General features: G+C 69.4%; 17 protein-coding genes. All 17 read left to right on the top strand.

Annotated elements, in window-relative coordinates; genetic code table 11:
* Positions 1-21 precede the first annotated feature (21 nt).
* The 17 genes from oadA (at position 22) to QZ607_RS05905 (ending at position 16,942) form a co-directional block, all read left to right on the top strand.
* A complete protein-coding gene (oadA, locus tag QZ607_RS05985; RefSeq protein ID WP_295880767.1) occupies positions 22-1,860 on the top strand; it encodes a sodium-extruding oxaloacetate decarboxylase subunit alpha in 1,839 nt (612 codons plus the stop codon).
* Between the two features lie 20 nt (positions 1,861-1,880).
* The gene (locus QZ607_RS05980) at positions 1,881-3,014 is read left to right on the top strand and encodes a sodium ion-translocating decarboxylase subunit beta (protein ID WP_295880766.1); all 1,134 of its coding nucleotides are present in this window, start codon (positions 1,881-1,883) and stop codon (positions 3,012-3,014) included.
* A 113-nt stretch (positions 3,015-3,127) separates the two neighbouring features.
* The gene (locus tag QZ607_RS05975) at positions 3,128-3,658 is read left to right on the top strand and encodes a YceD family protein (protein ID WP_295880765.1); all 531 of its coding nucleotides are present in this window, start codon (positions 3,128-3,130) and stop codon (positions 3,656-3,658) included.
* A 94-nt stretch (positions 3,659-3,752) separates the two neighbouring features.
* A complete protein-coding gene (gene rpmF / locus QZ607_RS05970; RefSeq protein ID WP_295880764.1) occupies positions 3,753-3,929 on the top strand; it encodes a 50S ribosomal protein L32 in 177 nt (58 codons plus the stop codon).
* 59 nt (positions 3,930-3,988) lie between these two features.
* On the top strand, positions 3,989-5,029 hold the full coding sequence (gene plsX, locus QZ607_RS05965) for a phosphate acyltransferase PlsX (protein WP_295880761.1): 1,041 nt from the start codon (positions 3,989-3,991) through the stop codon (positions 5,027-5,029).
* Positions 5,026-5,985 carry a beta-ketoacyl-ACP synthase III gene (locus tag QZ607_RS05960; RefSeq protein ID WP_295880759.1) on the top strand — a complete coding sequence of 320 codons (960 nt, stop codon included), beginning with the start codon at positions 5,026-5,028 and terminating at the stop codon, positions 5,983-5,985. Before plsX ends, QZ607_RS05960 begins: the two co-directional genes overlap by 4 nt.
* Positions 5,986-6,062: 77 nt before the next feature.
* Positions 6,063-7,010: an ACP S-malonyltransferase gene (gene fabD / locus QZ607_RS05955; protein ID WP_295880757.1), complete on the top strand. Its 948-nt coding sequence runs from the start codon at positions 6,063-6,065 to the stop codon at positions 7,008-7,010.
* Positions 7,003-7,746 (top strand): 3-oxoacyl-ACP reductase FabG, encoded by a 744-nt coding sequence (fabG, locus tag QZ607_RS05950; protein ID WP_295880754.1) that lies wholly within the window; start codon positions 7,003-7,005, stop codon positions 7,744-7,746. Before fabD ends, fabG begins: the two co-directional genes overlap by 8 nt.
* A 159-nt stretch (positions 7,747-7,905) precedes the next feature.
* The gene (gene acpP / locus QZ607_RS05945; RefSeq protein ID WP_295880753.1) at positions 7,906-8,142 is read left to right on the top strand and encodes an acyl carrier protein; all 237 of its coding nucleotides are present in this window, start codon (positions 7,906-7,908) and stop codon (positions 8,140-8,142) included.
* 124 nt (positions 8,143-8,266) lie between these two features.
* The gene (fabF, locus tag QZ607_RS05940) at positions 8,267-9,505 is read left to right on the top strand and encodes a beta-ketoacyl-ACP synthase II (protein ID WP_295880751.1); all 1,239 of its coding nucleotides are present in this window, start codon (positions 8,267-8,269) and stop codon (positions 9,503-9,505) included.
* 70 nt (positions 9,506-9,575) lie between these two features.
* Positions 9,576-10,424 (top strand): aminodeoxychorismate lyase, encoded by an 849-nt coding sequence (pabC, locus tag QZ607_RS05935; protein WP_295880750.1) that lies wholly within the window; start codon positions 9,576-9,578, stop codon positions 10,422-10,424.
* Complete coding sequence (mltG, locus tag QZ607_RS05930; protein WP_295880747.1) at positions 10,421-11,515, top strand: endolytic transglycosylase MltG; 1,095 nt, start codon at positions 10,421-10,423, stop codon at positions 11,513-11,515. The genes pabC and mltG overlap by 4 nt, the downstream gene beginning before the upstream one ends.
* A gap of 48 nt (positions 11,516-11,563) precedes the next feature.
* On the top strand, positions 11,564-12,223 hold the full coding sequence (gene tmk / locus QZ607_RS05925; protein ID WP_295880745.1) for a dTMP kinase: 660 nt from the start codon (positions 11,564-11,566) through the stop codon (positions 12,221-12,223).
* Positions 12,220-13,284 (top strand): DNA polymerase III subunit delta', encoded by a 1,065-nt coding sequence (locus QZ607_RS05920; RefSeq protein ID WP_295880744.1) that lies wholly within the window; start codon positions 12,220-12,222, stop codon positions 13,282-13,284. Before tmk ends, QZ607_RS05920 begins: the two co-directional genes overlap by 4 nt.
* Positions 13,285-13,378: 94 nt before the next feature.
* Positions 13,379-13,735, top strand: a complete 357-nt coding sequence (locus QZ607_RS05915) for a PilZ domain-containing protein (RefSeq protein ID WP_295880742.1) — start codon at positions 13,379-13,381, stop codon at positions 13,733-13,735.
* 14 nt (positions 13,736-13,749) lie between these two features.
* Positions 13,750-14,535, top strand: a complete 786-nt coding sequence (locus QZ607_RS05910; RefSeq protein WP_295880741.1) for a TatD family hydrolase — start codon at positions 13,750-13,752, stop codon at positions 14,533-14,535.
* 262 nt (positions 14,536-14,797) lie between these two features.
* Positions 14,798-16,942: a hypothetical protein gene (locus QZ607_RS05905; protein ID WP_295880738.1), complete on the top strand. Its 2,145-nt coding sequence runs from the start codon at positions 14,798-14,800 to the stop codon at positions 16,940-16,942.

Below are 16,942 nucleotides of genomic sequence, written 5' to 3'. Positions count from 1 at the left end.
CGTTCCGTTGGGGAGTCACCCATGACCGAAAAGAAACCGCTACGCATCACCGATGTCGTGCTGCGCGATGCGCACCAGTCGCTGCTGGCGACCCGCATGCGCATCGAGGACATGCTGCCCATCGCCGGCAAGCTGGACCAGGTCGGCTACTGGTCGCTGGAGAGCTGGGGCGGCGCCACCTTCGATGCCTGTATCCGCTACCTCGGCGAGGACCCCTGGGAGCGGCTGCGGCAGCTGCATGCCGCCATGCCCAACACGCCGCAGCAGATGCTGCTGCGCGGGCAGAACCTGCTCGGCTACCGCCACTACGCCGACGACGTGGTCGCAAAGTTCGTCGAGCGGGCCGCGGTGAACGGCATCGGCGTGTTCCGCATCTTCGACGCCATGAACGACCTGCGCAACCTGGAACAGGCGGTGCGCGCGGCGCTCAACACGGACGCCCATGCCCAGGGCACCATGTCCTACACCGTGAGCCCGGTGCACAACATGGACTACTGGGTGGACCTGGGTCGGCGGCTGGAGGACATGGGCTGCCACTCCATGTTCATCAAGGACATGGCTGGGCTGCTGCGGCCCTATGTCGCCGAGGAGCTGGTGTCGCGCCTGAAGGAGACCTGCAGCATTCCCATCGCCATGCAGTGCCACGCCACCACCGGCCTCAGCACGGCCACCATCGTCAAGGCCGCCGAGGCGGGCATCGACATGGTGGACACGGCCATCTCCTCCATGAGCATGACCTACGGCCATTCGCCGACGGAGTCCGTGGTGGCCATCATGGAGGGCACGCCGCGGGACACGGGCCTCGACCTGAAGCTGTTGGAGGAGATCGCCGCGTACTTCCGTCAGGTGCGCAAGAAGTACGCGCGCTTCGAGGGCTCCCTGCGCGGTGTGGACTCGCGCATCCTGGTGGCGCAGGTGCCGGGCGGCATGCTCACCAACATGGAGAACCAGCTGCGCGAGCAGGGCGCCACGGACCGCCTGGACGAGGTGCTGGAGGAGATTCCGAAGGTCCGGGAGGATCTGGGCTTCATCCCGCTGGTGACGCCCACCAGCCAGATCGTCGGCAGCCAGGCGGTGCTGAACGTGCTCATGGGAGAGCGCTACAAATCCATCACCAACGAGACCGCTGGTGTGCTCAAGGGCGCTTACGGCAAGACGCCGGCACCCGTCAACGAGGCGCTGCAGGCGCGGGTGCTCGCCGACGGCGAGGAGCCCATCACCTGCCGGCCCGCGGACGAGCTGAGCCCGGAGCTGGACCGGCTGACGGCGGAGCTGGAGGGCATCGCCACCGAGCGCAGGCTCGACCTGACCCAGGACCAGGTGGACGATGTGCTCATCTACGCCATGTTCCCGCAGGTGGGCCTCAAATTTCTGGAGCACCGCGGCGATGCGTCGGCCTTCGAGCCGCCGCCCTGGGAGCTGGATGCCAAGGAGCAGGCCGAGCGCGAGGCCGCCCTGCGGTCGGTGGCCCAGCCTGGGAGTCAGCCCGGGGCGGCCCCCAGCACGGCGGGCGGCCCGGAGCACTACCGCGTGGAGGTGGACGGGCGCAGCTACGCGGTCACCGTCTCGCCCGAGGGCAGCATCGAGCAGGTCTCGGCGGCAACCCCGGCAGCCCCCCCGGCCGCAGCGCCGACACCCGCTGCCGCGGCCCAGATGGTGGAATCGCCGCTCGCCGGCAACATCGTGCGCGTCCAGGTGCAGCCGGGCCAGCAGGTGAGCGTCGGCGACGTGCTGCTGGTGCTGGAGGCCATGAAGATGGAGACCGAAGTCCGCGCCAGCATCGCGGGCAAGGTCGTGGAGATCCGGGTCAAGGAAGGCGATGCGGTGGGGCTCGGCGCGCCCCTCCTGTCCGTGGCCTGAGATAAGAGCCAAGAACGCAGATGGACCAACTGCTGAAGCTCTGGCAGTCCATGGGCATCGCCAACATGGACTTCGGCCAGGCGTTGATGATGGCCGTGGGCTGTGGGCTCATCTACCTCGCCATCGCCAAGAAATTCGAGCCCCTGCTGCTGGTGCCCATCGGCTTCGGGGCGCTGCTCAGCAACATCCCGGTGGCCGGCATCGGCGGTCCGGACGGCATGATCGGCATGATCTACGCCGTCGGCGTCGAGACGGGCATCTTCCCGCTGCTGATTTTCATGGGGGTGGGGGCGCTCACGGACTTCGGCGCGCTGATCGCGCGGCCCTCGACCCTGCTCCTGGGGGCGGCGGCGCAGTTCGGGATCTTCGCGACCCTGATCGGCGCCATCCTGCTCAACTTCGTGCCGGGCTTCGATTTCACCCTCCAGGACGCCTCGGCCATCGCCATCATCGGCGGCGCGGACGGACCCACGGCCATCTTTCTGGCCTCCAGGCTGGCACCGGACCTGCTCGGCGCCATCGCCGTCGCCGCTTATTCGTACATGGCGCTCGTGCCCATCATCCAGCCGCCCATCATGCGTGCGCTGACCACGCCCGAGGAGCGGCGGGTGGTGATGCAGCAACTGCGGCCCGTCTCCCAGCTGGAGCGTATCCTGTTCCCCTTCGTGGTGCTCATTCTGTGTGCCCTGCTGCTGCCGTCGGCGGCGCCCCTCATCGGCATGCTCACCTTCGGCAACCTGCTGCGGGAGTGCGGCGTCGTCGAGCGGCTGAGCCGCGCGGCGCAGAACGAGATCATCAACATCGTCACCATCATGCTGGGGCTCGCAATCGGCTCCAAACTGTCCGCGGACAAGTTCCTGGCACTCGAGACCCTCGGGATACTGGTGCTGGGGGCGCTCGCGTTCTGCATCGGCACCGCCACCGGAGTGCTCATGGGCAAGATCATGCACCGGGCCACCGGCGGCAAGGTGAATCCACTCATCGGCGCGGCAGGCGTGTCGGCGGTGCCCATGGCGGCGCGTGTGGTGAACCGCGTCGGCCTCGAAGCAGACCACCACAACTTCCTGCTCATGCACGCCATGGGCCCCAACGTGGCAGGTGTCATCGGCTCCGCGGTGGCCGCCGGCATCCTGCTGGCGCTGACCGGCAACTGACGCACCACGGCTTGACGACGGACCCAGCGGGGCCGACGCCCGTGACCCGCTTGGCGGCCTTTGCCGGCGCAGTGCTTGCCGAACGCGAACCACTGGGTTATGCTTGACGGCTTATGTGCGACGCTTTACCGCAGTCCGTTGACCCGCGGCGACTGGCGGAGCTCCAGCGGGAGCTGGCCGGCACGCTGCCGCTGTCGCGGCTGCCGCGGCTGGCCCAGCTGGTGCTGAGCGACCCGACGGCCGAGCCTGGCTGTGCCGCCTATCGGCTCGCCTTTCGGCGGGACGCGAGTGGCCGCGATCTGGTCCAGGGCGAGGTGACGGCAACCCTGCGCCTGCGCTGCGAGCGGTGCAACGGCGTGCTGGAGCTGCCGGTGGCGAGCACCTTCACGCTCGCCGTCGTGGACGGTTTGGACGAAGCCGCACGCTTGCCCGAGGACTACGAGCCCCTGCTGCCGGAAGAGGCCACACTGGACCCGGCAACGCTGGTGGAGGACGAGCTGCTGCTTGCGGTACCGACGGTGCCGCGCCATCCGGTGGGCGCCTGCAGCGCGCCGGCGTATACCGAGCCGGAAGGCGATGCGTCCCCGGCGTCCGGGGAGCCCAGCCCATTCGCCGCGCTCGAGGGGCTGAAGCGATACCACTGAGGCCGTGCCCGCCGCGCCCGGGCCCGGTATGAAACAGAAGCCGGCGCGCCGGCGTCGATGCCGGTGCGGCAACAGAGAACAACGGAGACCCGCCATGGCCGTCCAGCAGAACCGCAAGACCCCGTCGAAGCGCGGCATGCGCCGCTCCCACGACGCGCTCAGCAAGCCGACGCTGTCGGAAGACCCCACCACCGGCGAGATCCATCGCCGCCATCATGTGACACCCGACGGCTTCTACCGCGGCCGCAAGGTCGTGGAGCGCGCCGACTGAGCCCGCGGTCGCTGCACCCCAACAAGCGTCTGCCGTTGCGAGCGTCCCGGGAGCCGATGATGAGCCGACGCCCGATCATCGCACTGGACGCCATGGGCGGCGACCATGGCGCACCCGTGGTGGTGCCGGCGGCACGGGCCTTTCTCGCCAAGGTGCCGAGCATCGATCTGGTGCTGGTGGGGCAGCGCGGCGTCATCGAGCCGTTGCTGGACGCCGACCCCAGGCCCGATCAGGACGCGCGCCTCCGCGTGCACGACGCGAGCCAGGTGGTGGGCATGGACGAGCTGCCCTCCAAAGCCCTGCGCGGCAAGAAAGACTCCTCCATGCGCGTGGCCATCGACCTGGTGAAGGCGGGGGAGGCGGACGCCTGCGTCAGCGCCGGCAACACCGGCGCGCTCATGGCCACCGCGCGCTTCGTGCTGAAGACCCTGCCCAACGTGGACCGCCCGGCCATCATCAGCGCCATGCCGTCGGTGCAGGGCAGCACACACATGCTGGACCTGGGCGCCAATGTGGACTGCAGCGCCGAGCACCTGTTCCAGTTCGCGGTGATGGGCAGTGAGCTCGTCAAGGCGGTCACCGGCGTCGAGCGGCCCAAGGTGGGGCTGCTGAATATCGGTCAGGAAGAGATCAAAGGCAACGACCAGGTCCGGCGTGCGCACGAGCTGATCACCGCCTCCGATCTCAACTACGCGGGCTATGTGGAAGGAGACGGCATCTTCATGGGCGGGGTCGATGTGGTGGTGGCGGACGGCTTCGTCGGCAATGTCGCCCTCAAATCCAGCGAAGGGGTCGCCAAGCTGGTGGCGCACATGCTGCGCAGTCACTTCCGCAGGAATCTCTGGTCCAGGCTCGCGGGTCTGCTCGCGCTGCCGACGCTCAAGGCCTTCAAGGAAGAGGCGGATCCGCGCCGCTACAACGGTGCGAGCCTGCTCGGCCTGCGCGGCATCGTGGTGAAGAGCCACGGGGGCGCCGATGCCAAGGCCTTCGAGAACGCCATCCACATCGCCGAGCACGAGATCAACGCCCGGGTCATCGCCCGCATCGAGCACGAGGTCGCGGCCCATCTCACCCCGGCAGCGGTGCGGGCGAGCGCATGACGACCTACGCGCGCATCCTCGGCACCGGCGGCTACCTGCCGGAGAAGGTCCTGACGAATCATGACCTCGAGCGCATGGTGGACACCACGGACGCCTGGATCCGTGAGCGCACCGGCATCGTCGAGCGGCGTATCGCCGCTGACGGCGAGACCTGCGGGGATCTCGCGGAAGGCGCCGCGCGCCGGGCCCTCGACGCCGCGGGCATCGATCCGGGCGCCATCGACCTCATCGTCGTCGCCACCACCACGCCGGACCAGATCTTTCCGAGTAACGCCTGCCTGCTCCAGCATCGCCTCGGCATTCGTGGCTGTGCCGCCTTCGATATCCAGGCGGTCTGCACGGGCTTCATCTATGCCCTCGGCGTCGCGGACCAGTTCGTCCGCACCGGCGCCGCGCGCCATGCGCTGGTGGTGGGGGCCGAGACCGTCTCCCGCATCATCGACTGGACCGATCGCGGCACCTGCGTGCTCTTCGCCGACGGCGCGGGCGCCGTGGTGCTCGGCGCCGCCGACGCCCCGGGGATCATCTCCTCGCACCTGCATGCGGACGGTGCCCACCGTGAGCTGCTGCAGGTGCCGGCCGGCGTCGCCAATGGCAATCAAGGCTCGCCCTACATGGAAATGAAGGGCAACGAGGTGTTCCGGGTGGCCGTCACCACCCTGGGGCGCATCGTCGACGAGACCCTGGAGGCCAATGCCATGACCCGGGCCGACATCGACTGGCTGGTGCCGCACCAGGCCAATCTGCGCATCATCCAGGCCACCGCCCGCAAGCTGGACCTCCCCATGGAACAGGTGGTGGTCACCGTTGATCGCCATGGCAACACGTCCGCCGCCTCGGTGCCGCTGGCCTTCGACGAGGCCGTGCGCGACGGGCGTATCCAGCGCGGCCAGACGGTCCTGATGGAGGCCTTCGGCGGCGGCTTCACCTGGGGCTCGGTGCTGCTGCGCTACTGAAGACGGCATCGGGCGCCCGCAGCGGGTCCGCCCGCTCGAGCCGGTGACGACAGAGACCAACAAGACGCGCTTTCCGCATGACCACAGCGACATTCGCGATGCTCTTCCCCGGCCAGGGGTCCCAGTCCGTCGGCATGCTGGCGGACCTGGCGGCGGCCCAGCCGGAAGTTCACTCCACCTTTGCCGAGGCATCCGAGGTGCTTGGCCGTGACCTCTGGGCCGTCGCTGCGGAGGGCCCGGCGGAGGACCTGGACCGCACCGAGAACACCCAGCCCGCCATGCTCGCCGCCGGCGTCGCCGTCTGGCGCTGCTGGCAGGCCCGCGGCGGCCCGATGCCGGCGGCGGTGGCTGGCCACAGCCTGGGCGAGTACAGCGCGCTGGTGTGCGCCGGGGCACTGGAATTCGCGGACGCCGTGGGTCTGGTGGCCGAGCGGGCGCGGCTCATGCAGTCGGCGGTGCCCGCCGGCACCGGTGCCATGGCCGCCATCCTGGGGCTTGATGACGATCAGGTGCGGGCAGTTTGCGCGGACCAGGCGGGTGACGATGTGCTGGAGCCCGTCAACTTCAACGCGCCTGGGCAAGTGGTGATCGCGGGCCACAAGGCCGCGGTGGAGCGGGGCGCGGCCGCGGCAACAGCGGCGGGAGCCAAGCGGGCCGTGGTGCTGGCGGTGAGCGTACCCTCGCACTGTGCGCTGATGCAGGACAGCGCCGCGCAGCTCGCGGAGCGCCTTGCGCACACGCCGCTGCGGGAGCCCGGGGTGCCCGTGCTGCACAATGTCTCGGCTGCACCGGCAGGGGACGTGGCGGCATTGCGCACGCTGCTCGCGCAGCAGATCCACAGTCCGGTGCGCTGGGTGGAGACCATTCGCGCCCTGGCCGCCATGGGCATCACCACGGCGGTGGAGGCGGGTCCGGGCAAGGTGCTGACGGGCCTCGGCAAGCGCATCGACAAGACCATCAAGACCCTGCCGGTGTCGGACCCGGCGGGGCTGGACCATGCCCTGGAGGTGACGGCGGATGCTTGACGGTGAAGTGGCACTGGTAACGGGCGCGAGCCGCGGCATCGGCCGCGCCATCGCCGAGACGCTGCTGGAGCAGGGGGCCGCCGTCGCGGGTACGGCCACCACCGAGGGCGGCGCCGCGCGCATTCGCGACGAGCTCGCCGGCGACGGCCGTCGCGTGCTCGGTCTGCGGCTCGACGTCACCGACCCGGCCTCCGTCGACTCCGTGCTCGCACAGGTGACGGACGGTCTTGGCAGCGCTCCCGGGATTCTCGTGAACAACGCGGGCATCACCCGCGACGGTCTGCTCCTGCGCATGCAGGAGGACGACTGGGACGCGATCATCGCCACCAACCTGACCTCGATCTATCGCGTCACCAAGGCTTGCCTCAGGCCAATGACGAAGGCCCGCCGCGGGCGCATCATCAATATCGCCTCCGTAGTGGCGGCGAGCGGCAATGCGGGGCAGACCAATTACGCGGCGGCGAAGGCCGGCATGATCGGCTTCACCAAGTCCCTGGCGCGTGAAGTCGGCGCCCGCGGCATCACCGCGAACTGCGTGGCACCGGGCTTCATCGACACGGACATGACCCGCGGCCTCGGCGACGCCCAGCGCGAGGCGCTGCTCGGGTCCATACCGCTGGGCCGGCTCGGCGCGGCGGCTGAAGTGGCGGCGGCCGTCGCCTTCCTCGCGTCACCCGGTGCGGGCTACATCACAGGTGAGACGCTGCACGTCAACGGCGGCATGTACATGGCCTGACGGACGGCAAACAATCAGCAGCTCAATCAATGGCTTGTATCGGCTTATTGGTGTCCTTTCGAGCTTTTATCCGCACTGATTTGTCACTAGAATACCGCGGTCGCGTGCCCACGCGACCCCAAACACGTGAAGCCAGACAAGGCACGAGGGTTCAACAGCATGAGCAGCGTTCAAGATCGAGTCACGAAGATCGTCGTCGAGCAACTCGGCGTGAAGGAAGAAGAGGTCACGCTCGAGGCCTCCTTCGTCGATGACCTCGGCGCGGATTCGCTGGACACGGTCGAGCTGGTGATGGCGCTCGAAGAGGAGTTCGACACCGAGATCCCGGACGAGGACGCCGAAAACATCACCACGGTGAAGCAGGCCATCGACTACATCAACGAGCACCTGAGCTGAGCGTGCCCCGGGCTCGCGCCGGCACATCGCGGGCGCTTTCGGGGTGCGTCCGGGCAGGGCGGACCGCGGTATGGGCGCACGTCCCCCATCCAGCCGTCCCCACCAGGTCGTCGGGAGGTGAAGCATGAGAGGTAGAAGGGTCGTCGTCACGGGCGTCGGCATCGTGGCGCCCGTCGGGCAGGACATTCCCTCGGCATGGGAGAGCATTCTGGCCGGGCGCAGCGGTATCCAGCCCATCACCCATTTTGACGTCGAGCCCTTCAGCACGCGCTTCGGCGGGCCGATCTACGGCTTCGACGTCACGCAGTACATCTCCAAGAAAGACGCCCGCAAGATGGATGCCTTCATCCATTACGGCATGGCCGCGGGCACGCAGGCCATCGAGTCCTCGGGGCTGCCGATTACGGACGAGACCCGCAAGCGCATCGGTGTCGCCATCGGCTCCGGCATCGGCGGCATCACGGGTATCGAGAACAACTATGCCGCCTATGCCGCGGGCGGCCCGCGCAAGATTTCGCCGTTCTTCGTGCCGGCCAACATCGTCAATATGGTCGCCGGAGATCTGTCCATCAAGTACGGACTCAAGGGCCCGAACTTCTCCATCGTGTCCGCGTGCAGCACGGCGACGCACAACATCGGCGAGGCCGCCTACATGATCCGCCATGGCATCGTCGACGCCATGCTCGCCGGTGGGGCGGAAATGGCCACATCCCCGGTGGGACTCGGGGGGTTCGCGGCGGCACGCGCGCTGTCCACCCGCAATGACGACCCTGCGGGCGCGAGCCGGCCCTTCGACAAGGATCGTGACGGATTTGTGCTGAGCGACGGCGCCGGGGTCATGGTGCTGGAGGAATACGAGGCGGCCAGGGCGCGTGGCGCGCCCATTCTCGCGGAGCTTGTCGGCATCGGCATGAACTCGGACGCCTACCACATGACGGCCCCGTCCGAGGACGGCACGGGCGCCGCGGACTGCATGCGACTCGCCATGGAGGACGCCGGCGTCGAGCCCGCGGCCATCGACTACATCAACGCCCACGGCACCTCCACGCCCGCGGGCGACATCGCCGAGACCAAAGGCATCAAGCTTGCGCTCGGCGAGCACGCCTACAAGCTGGCCGTCAGCTCCACCAAGTCCATGACGGGCCACATGCTGGGCGCTGCCGGTGGTGCGGAGGCCATCTTCAGCGTGCTGGCCATCCGCGACCAGGTGGCGCCGCCCACCATCAACTACCAGACGCCGGACCCAGCGTGCGACCTGGACTATGTGCCGAACGAGGCGCGGCAGATGCGTATCGAGTACGCGCTCAGCAACTCCTTCGGCTTCGGCGGCACCAACGGCACGCTGATCTTCAAGCGCCCCTAGCCGCCCCTGAAGGCGCCCCTACAGCCGCCACCGCCTCAAGGCCCAAGGCACAGCATCCCTGGTCGTTGCCATGCCCGGGTCGATGACGCTCATCGACGGTGAGCCCGGGGACCGGATACCGGTCAGCGACCGTGGGCTGCAGTACGGCGATGGCCTGTTCGAGACCATCGCCGTGCGCGACGGTCGGCCCTGTCTGTGGCGGCAGCACCTGGAGCGCCTGGCAACAGGCTGTGCGCGGCTCGACATCCCGGCACCGGCGCCGGCGCGCCTGGCCGCGGAGGCCGAGGCGCTGCTCACCAACGTCGCCGCCGCGGATGGCGTGCTGAAGCTCGTCGTCACCCGGGGCAGCGGCCCAAGGGGCTATGCGTCCCCGCCCGCCCCGAAGCCGAGACGCATCCTGTCCTTCGCGCCCGGCCTGCCGGCGGTAATCGACGGCGCGAAAGCCGGCGTCCGGCTGACGCTCTGCCGAACGCGTCTCGGCGAGAATCAGCGCCTCGCCGGCATCAAGCACCTGAACCGGCTGGAGCAGGTGCTGGCCCGCGCGGAATGGTCGGACCCGGGTGTCCTGGACGGTGTCATGTGCAACGCTCACGGGCAGGTCGTCTGCGGCACCATGTCCAATCTGTACCTGCTGGACGACGCCGGGATCGCCACGCCCCCGCTCACGCACTGCGGGGTCGCCGGCACTGTCCGCACCCTGGTGCGCGACTGCGCCCGGGACCTCGGCGTGCCCTTCGCGGAACGGGTGCTGCGCCCGGAAGACCTGTTTGCGGCGCATGGGCTCTGCATCAGCAACGCCCTGCTTGGCGTGCTGCCCGTGGCCCGGATCGGCGCCCATCGCTGCCGCCCCGAGGCGGTGCCCGCCGCGCTCATCGAGCGGGTGCGGCAGATCGCACTGGAACCGGAGATGCAGTCGTGAAGACCATTGTTTCGACATTGCTGGTGCTGGCCCTGGTCGGCGGCGCCATGGCCTGGGGCGGCTTCGGCCTGTACCAGGACTTCCTCGCCACCCCGCTGCAGTTGGAGGACGACCGGGCGGTCTATCGCGTGCGCGAGGGCGCCACCATCCGCGGCGTCGCCCATGATCTCGCCGACCGCGGCTGGATCTCGAGCCGCTTCCTGTTCACCCTGCACGCCTACGAGACCGAGCAGCAGAACGCGCTCAAGGCGGGCGAATACGCCATCGAGGCCGGCATGCGCCCGCCGGAGCTGCTGGCCCTCTTCGCCAGCGGACGCTCCATCCAGTTCCCGGTGACCTTCGTGCCGGGCACGACCTTCCGCGAGGCGCTCGCGGCCATCGCCGAGCCCGGTGTCTTCGAGATGGTGCTCGGGGACCTCGCCGATGAAGCCCTCGTGGAGCGGCTCGGCATCGAGGCCGAGCATCCTGAGGGTTGGCTTTTTCCGGACACCTATCTTTTCGACCGCGGCACCACGGACGAAGAGATCCTGCGCCGCGCCCACGCGCGGATGCGCCGCGTGCTGGACGAGGAATGGGCGGGTCGCAGCGACGACCTGCCCATCGAAACCCCCTACGAGGCCCTGATCCTCGCCTCCATCGTCGAGAAGGAGACGGGCAGGGCGGGGGAGCGACCGCGCATCGCCGGTGTCTTCACCCGGCGTCTGGAGCAGGGCATGCGGCTGCAGACGGACCCGACGGTCATTTACGGCCTCGGGGACGAGTTCGACGGTGACATCACCCGCGAGCATCTGCGCCGGGAGACGCCCTACAACACCTATGTCATCCCGGCGCTGCCGCCCACCCCCATCGCCCTGCCGGGCCGGGAAGCCATCCACGCCGTGCTGCACCCGGCGGACGGCGACGAGCTGTTCTTCGTCGCACGCGGCGACGGCAGCCATTACTTCTCCGCCACCCTGGACGAGCACAACTGCGCCGTGCGCCACTACCAGCTGAATCAGCCCTGCGCGGACCTGCGCCAGCCCGAGCCAGAGACCGAGACCGACGCCGGTGCGGCGGCGCAGGACGCCGAAACCGCGGCGGCCGGCACCTGATCCGCCACCCGCCACTCGCTGGCAGTGGATTCCGCAGCGCTCACCCACATGCGCGGCCATTTCATCACCCTCGAAGGCATCGAAGGCGCCGGCAAGACGACGCAGCGCACTGCGGTGGCCGATTGGCTGCGCGCTGCGGGCCTTACCGTGCTGGTGACGCGTGAGCCCGGCGGCAGCGAAATCGCCGAGCGCATCCGCAGCCTGCTGCTGGACCCCGCCAACACCGGCATGCACCCGGACACGGAGCTGCTGCTGATGTTCGCGGCCCGCGCGGAGCACCTCAGGCGCCGCATCCTGCCGGCCCTGGCGGCCGGCACCTGGGTGGTGTGCGATCGTTTCACGGATGCCACCTATGCCTACCAGGGCGGAGGCCGCGGCGTGCCGATGGCGCGTATCGCCGCGCTGGAGCAGCTGGTGCAGGGAGAACGGCGTCCGGACCTGACCCTGCTGTTGGATCTGCCAGCGGCGGTGGGGCTCGCCCGCGCCCGCGGTCGCTCGGCGCCGGACCGCTTCGAATCGGAGCAGATCCAGTTCTTCGAGCGCGTGCGCGATGCCTACTGCAAGCGGGCCGCCGCCGAGCCCGGGCGCTTCCGCCGCATCGACGCCGCGCGTGAGCCTGCGACCGTGGCCGCGGACAGCCTGGCTGCCGTGGCGGCTTACCTGACGCAGGTCCGCGCGGGACCGGGTGCGCAGGGGGCGGACCGGTGATTCTGGCCGATCCAGTCCAGCTCGACCTGCTGCCGTGGCAACGGGACACCTGGCAGACCCTGCGCTCCGCCATCCAGGCCGATCGCCTGGGGCATGCGCTGCTGATCCGCGGTCCAGCCGGCATCGGCAAGCGCCGTTTCGCGGACCTGCTCGCCGCCGCAGTCCTCTGCGCCGAGCCCGGTCCCGAGGGCCTGCCCTGTGGAGTCTGCGCCGAATGCCGGCTGCTCGCCGCAGGCAGCCATCCGGATCTGACCCGCCTGGTGGCGGATGCGGACAGCAAGACCGGCGAGCTCAAGGTGGATCAGGTGCGGGCACTCTGCGGCAGCCAAACCATGACCTCCAGCCGGGGGCGGCGCGCCGTGTACCGCATTGCGCCGGCCGAGGCCATGAACACCGTCGCGGCCAACAGCCTGCTGAAGACCCTGGAGGAGCCCGCCTCCGCCACGCTGTGGCTGTTGGTGGCCGAGGCCCCGGGCGGCCTGCCGGCCACGGTGCGCAGCCGCTGTCAGCAGATCGCCCTCCCGACGCCGCCGCGGGACCTGGCCATGGATTGGCTCCGGGACCGGCTCGCTGCCGGTGCGGGGGACGCCGCCGACGCCGAGCGTCTGCTGGTGCTCGGTCACGGCGCCCCGTTGCGGGCGCTCGCATTGGCGGATGCAACCGACCTCGGGGCACGCGAGCAATGCCTTTCAGCCCTGCACCAGATCAGCGTCGGTCAGGCGGATCCGGTGGCCGTGGCCAAGTCTTGGCAGTCCCTGGAGCCGGGGCTAGTATTGGACTGGCTCTGCGGCTGGGTGAGTGACAAACTGCGGCTTGCGGTGCACCCGGATGCATCCTGTCTGGTGAATCCCGATCAGCGCGGGCGGCTCGCAGCCATGGCACCCGATCTGCCCGCGGCGGGTGCGCACGGCTTCCTGCAACAGGTCTACGCGGCCCGGGCACAGGCGCAGTCGACGGTGAACAAACAGCTCCTGTTCGAGGCGCTGCTGCTGCGCTGGGCGGCGCTGACCCGGCCGGCGCCCCGCCAGACCCGCGGTACGCCCCGCGCAGCCGCGCGCTGATGCGGGGCCGCCGCCGACCCGAGTATCGTCTCCACCCCTCCCACCCGGCGCAGCGGCGCCGCGAGCGGACCCCAAGAATGGCTCGAGAATGGCTATGGACTCCGAGACCCAGAGCGGCCGTCAGCGTATCCTGAGCTTCGCCATCAAGGACAAGCAGGCCCTGTACGCAGCCTACATGCCCTACGTGCGCAACGGTGGCCTCTTCATCCCCACCAGCCGGCGCTACAATCTCGGGGACGAGCTGTTCCTGCTGCTGCAGCTGATGGACGAGAAGGAGCGCATTCCGGTGGCGGGCACCGTGGTCTGGATCACCCCCATCGGCGCCGAGGGCAACCGTCAGATCGGCGTCGGCATTCAGTTCAGCGATCAGGACAAGGGTGACGCCCGGCGCAAGATCGAAGAGTACCTCGCCGGCAGTCTGGAGGCCGAGCGTCCCACCCACACCATGTGACCCGATCCCGTACCATGCTGGTTGACTCCCACTGCCACCTCGACCGCGTCGATCTGACCCCCTACGAGGGCAGCTTTCAGGCGCTCATGGCGGCCATCCGCGACAGCGGCGTGGGGCACATGCTCTGCGTCTGCATCGATCTGGAAGAATTCGACGCCATGCGCGCCAAGGTGGCGGGTGAGTCGGACGTGTCCATCTCGGTGGGCGTGCATCCCAACGAGCAGGCGGCGCGCGAGCCGACGGTCGCGGAGCTGGTGCGCCTGGCCGCAGACACCGGCGCCGTCGCCATCGGCGAGACCGGCCTCGACTATCACTACAACCAGGGCGATCTCGACTGGCAGCGCGCACGCTTTCGCGTGCACATCGCCGCCGCCCGCGAGAGCGGCCTGCCGCTCATCATCCACACCCGGGACGCCCGCGAAGACACCATCGCCATCATGCGCGCGGCGGGCGCGGAGCAGGCCGGCGGCGTCATGCACTGTTTCACCGAGACCTGGGAGATGGCGGAGCAGGCCCTGGACCTCGGCTTCTACATCTCCTTCTCCGGCATCGTGACCTTCAAGAGCGCGGAGTCCCTGCGCGACGTCGCCCGCCGCGTGCCGCTGGAGCGCCTCCTCATCGAGACCGATTCCCCCTACCTGGCCCCGGTCCCGCACCGCGGCAAGAAGAACGAGCCCAGGTACGTCCGCCATGTCGCCGAGAAGATCGGCGAGCTGCGCGGGATGAGCGCCGACGCTGTCGCCGAGCTCACGGCGGAGAATTACTTCCGCCTCTTCGGGAAGCCGCAGGCCGGAGCCTGAGCCGCACCGCCCGCCGGCACAGCACCGCAGCCGACGTGCGCCGACGCTGCGCCTGCCCCAGCGCACGGGCCTGCCAGGCCGCGCTGCCGCGGCCCGACCACCGCCACGCAATCATCACCGCCGCGCCGGCGCTCACCGTGCCGCCACGCTGCCTTGCGCGTCCGGCGTCCACGCGCCCACCCGTTGCGCATGCAGGGTGTATGCTCGCAGCCAGTGAGCAGCCCGGCCCGGGCGCAGGCGCCGAATCCCACAGCGAGGCCCCATGAAGGTCGCCGTCATCTACAACAGAGAGTCGCAGAAGGTCATCAATCTGTTCGGGCAGCCGAACCGCGAGAAGTACGGCATCAAGGCCATCAACCGCATCGTCAACGCGCTCAAGAAGGCCGGCCACCAGGCCATCGCGCTGGAGGGCGACAAGGACCTCATCGACAATCTGGAGGAGTTCATGCCCCGGGCGCTGAAGGGCGAGCGCCCCGGCATGGCCTTCAATCTCTCCTACGGCATTCAGGGCCAGGCGCGCTATACGCACGTACCGGGGATTCTGGAGATGGTCGGTGTCCCCTACGTGGGCTCCGGGCCGCTGGCGCACTCGCTGGCGCTGGACAAGGTGGTCGCCAAGATGCTGTTCGCCCAGCGCGGTGTGCCGACGCCTGAGTTCGCGGTGCTGGATGCCCCGGGGTTCGAGCTGCCCGACCTGGCCTTTCCGCTCATCGTCAAGCCCAAGAACGAGGCTGTCTCCTTCGGCATCCGCATCGTCCATGACGAGGCCGAGCTGCGCGAGGCGGCCGGTGTGATCTTCGAGCAGTTCGACCAGCCGGTGCTCGCCGAGCGCTATATCGAAGGCCGGGAGATCAATGTCGGCCTGCTGGGCAACGGCACGGCGCTGGAGGCCTTCCCGCCGGCAGAGCTCATCTTCGGCGAGGGCGGGCCGCAGATCTACACCATGGAGGACAAGAAGCACACCTCCGGGCGCGAGGTGCGGGTGCAGTGCCCGGCGGACATCGAGCCTGCGCTGGCGGCGAAGGCCAAGGCCACGGCCCTCCAGGCCTTCCATGTGCTGGGCTGCTACGACTGCGCCCGCGTGGACATGCGTGTGGACGCCGCGGGCAACCTCTATGTCCTGGAGATCAACAGCCTGCCGAGCCTTGGCGAGCACGGCTCCTATGTGGCCGGCGCCGAGGCCGTGGGGCTCGACTTCGACGCCCTGGTGGTGCGCCTGGTGGAGGTCGCCGCGGCGCGCTATTTCGGCACGCCGAACCCGCCGGACCTGAGCCGGCGGCGCTCCGACCCCAAGCACGCCGCCTTCGCCTTCCTCACCGAGCGCCGCGACCGGCTCGAGAAGCTGCTGGAGGAGTGGACCGGTGTGGGCAGCCGCTCGGACGACCCCGTGGGCATCCGCCTCGCCGCGCAGCGTCTCACCGAGCAGATGACCGACATCGGTCTGCGCCTGGTGCGCGAGCTCACCGACGACCGCGACATCTGGACCTGGGAGAGCCCCGCCGGGCTCGCCGGCGGTACGCTGGTGGTCGGCCACCTGGACGTGCCCGTGAACCCGCAGCTCGGCATGGAGCACTTCCACCGCGACCCGGAATGGCTCTATGGCGAGGGGGTGGGGTCGTCGCGGGCATCCCTGGCCATGCTGGAAATGGCGCTTCGCGCCGTGAAGCACGTGCGACGGCTGAACCGCACCAAGCTCGGCGTCGCCATCTACGCCGACGAGGGCCGGGACTGCGAGGAGAGCACGGAGGTGCTGCGCCGCGCCTGCGCCGATGCCGGCCGGGTGCTGGTGCTGAACCCCGGCAACGCCGGCGATCGCATCATCACCTCCCGCCGCGGCCAGCGCCGCTACCGGCTGCGGGTGGAGGGTAAGGCGCTCAGGCTGGGACAGGCCGGCCGCAGTGCGGAAGTCATGCGCGTGCTCTACCGCAAGCTCGACGAGCTCACCGGCCTCACGGACCGCAAGACACGGGTTGCCGTGTCCGTGTCGGACATCGCCACCGACGCCTTCCCCATGCGGCTGCCGCACCGCGTGCGCATCGGGCTGCAGGTGTCTTATCCGGACCAGGTCCAGGTGGCCGCGCTGGATCGGGCCATGCGCGCCATCCTGCGCGGCGGCGGCGTGCACTGGGACCTGGTGATGGTCTCGGATCGGCCACCCATGCCGGAGCGCAAGATCAATGTGCCCCTGGTACAGGGCCTGAAGGACATCGCTGCCGAGTGGGACATCCCGCTGGGGACGGATTCCTCGCTGTGGCCCTCCGCTGCCGGCCTGGTGCCCGATCGGGTGCCCGTGGTGTGCGGTCTGGGACCGGTGGCGAGCGATCTCTTCACCAGTGACGAGGCCGTCTCGCGCATCAGCCTGGTGCAGCGCACCCTGCTGCTGATGCAGTGCCTGCTGGACGGCTGA

Source organism: uncultured Thiohalocapsa sp. (assembly GCF_913063425.1).
In the GTDB taxonomy this organism is placed as follows: Bacteria; Pseudomonadota; Gammaproteobacteria; order Chromatiales; family Chromatiaceae; genus Thiohalocapsa.
Note: the sequence above shows the minus strand (reverse complement) of the source record. Positions and strands in the feature narration are given on the sequence as shown.

Bases quoted from the DNA above. Each gene is read 5' to 3' on its own strand.
- oadA (WP_295880767.1), top strand. From the start codon at position 22: ATGACCGAAAAGAAACCGCTACGCATCACCGATGTCGTGCTGCGCGAT.
- QZ607_RS05980 (WP_295880766.1), top strand. From the start codon at position 1,881: ATGGACCAACTGCTGAAGCTCTGGCAGTCCATGGGCATCGCCAACATG.
- QZ607_RS05975 (WP_295880765.1), top strand. From the start codon at position 3,128: ATGTGCGACGCTTTACCGCAGTCCGTTGACCCGCGGCGACTGGCGGAG.
- rpmF (WP_295880764.1), top strand. From the start codon at position 3,753: ATGGCCGTCCAGCAGAACCGCAAGACCCCGTCGAAGCGCGGCATGCGC.
- plsX (WP_295880761.1), top strand. From the start codon at position 3,989: ATGAGCCGACGCCCGATCATCGCACTGGACGCCATGGGCGGCGACCAT.
- QZ607_RS05960 (WP_295880759.1), top strand. From the start codon at position 5,026: ATGACGACCTACGCGCGCATCCTCGGCACCGGCGGCTACCTGCCGGAG.
- fabD (WP_295880757.1), top strand. From the start codon at position 6,063: ATGACCACAGCGACATTCGCGATGCTCTTCCCCGGCCAGGGGTCCCAG.
- fabG (WP_295880754.1), top strand. From the start codon at position 7,003: ATGCTTGACGGTGAAGTGGCACTGGTAACGGGCGCGAGCCGCGGCATC.
- acpP (WP_295880753.1), top strand. From the start codon at position 7,906: ATGAGCAGCGTTCAAGATCGAGTCACGAAGATCGTCGTCGAGCAACTC.
- fabF (WP_295880751.1), top strand. From the start codon at position 8,267: ATGAGAGGTAGAAGGGTCGTCGTCACGGGCGTCGGCATCGTGGCGCCC.
- pabC (WP_295880750.1), top strand. From the start codon at position 9,576: ATGCCCGGGTCGATGACGCTCATCGACGGTGAGCCCGGGGACCGGATA.
- tmk (WP_295880745.1), top strand. From the start codon at position 11,564: ATGCGCGGCCATTTCATCACCCTCGAAGGCATCGAAGGCGCCGGCAAG.
- QZ607_RS05915 (WP_295880742.1), top strand. From the start codon at position 13,379: ATGGACTCCGAGACCCAGAGCGGCCGTCAGCGTATCCTGAGCTTCGCC.
- QZ607_RS05910 (WP_295880741.1), top strand. From the start codon at position 13,750: ATGCTGGTTGACTCCCACTGCCACCTCGACCGCGTCGATCTGACCCCC.
- QZ607_RS05905 (WP_295880738.1), top strand. From the start codon at position 14,798: ATGAAGGTCGCCGTCATCTACAACAGAGAGTCGCAGAAGGTCATCAAT.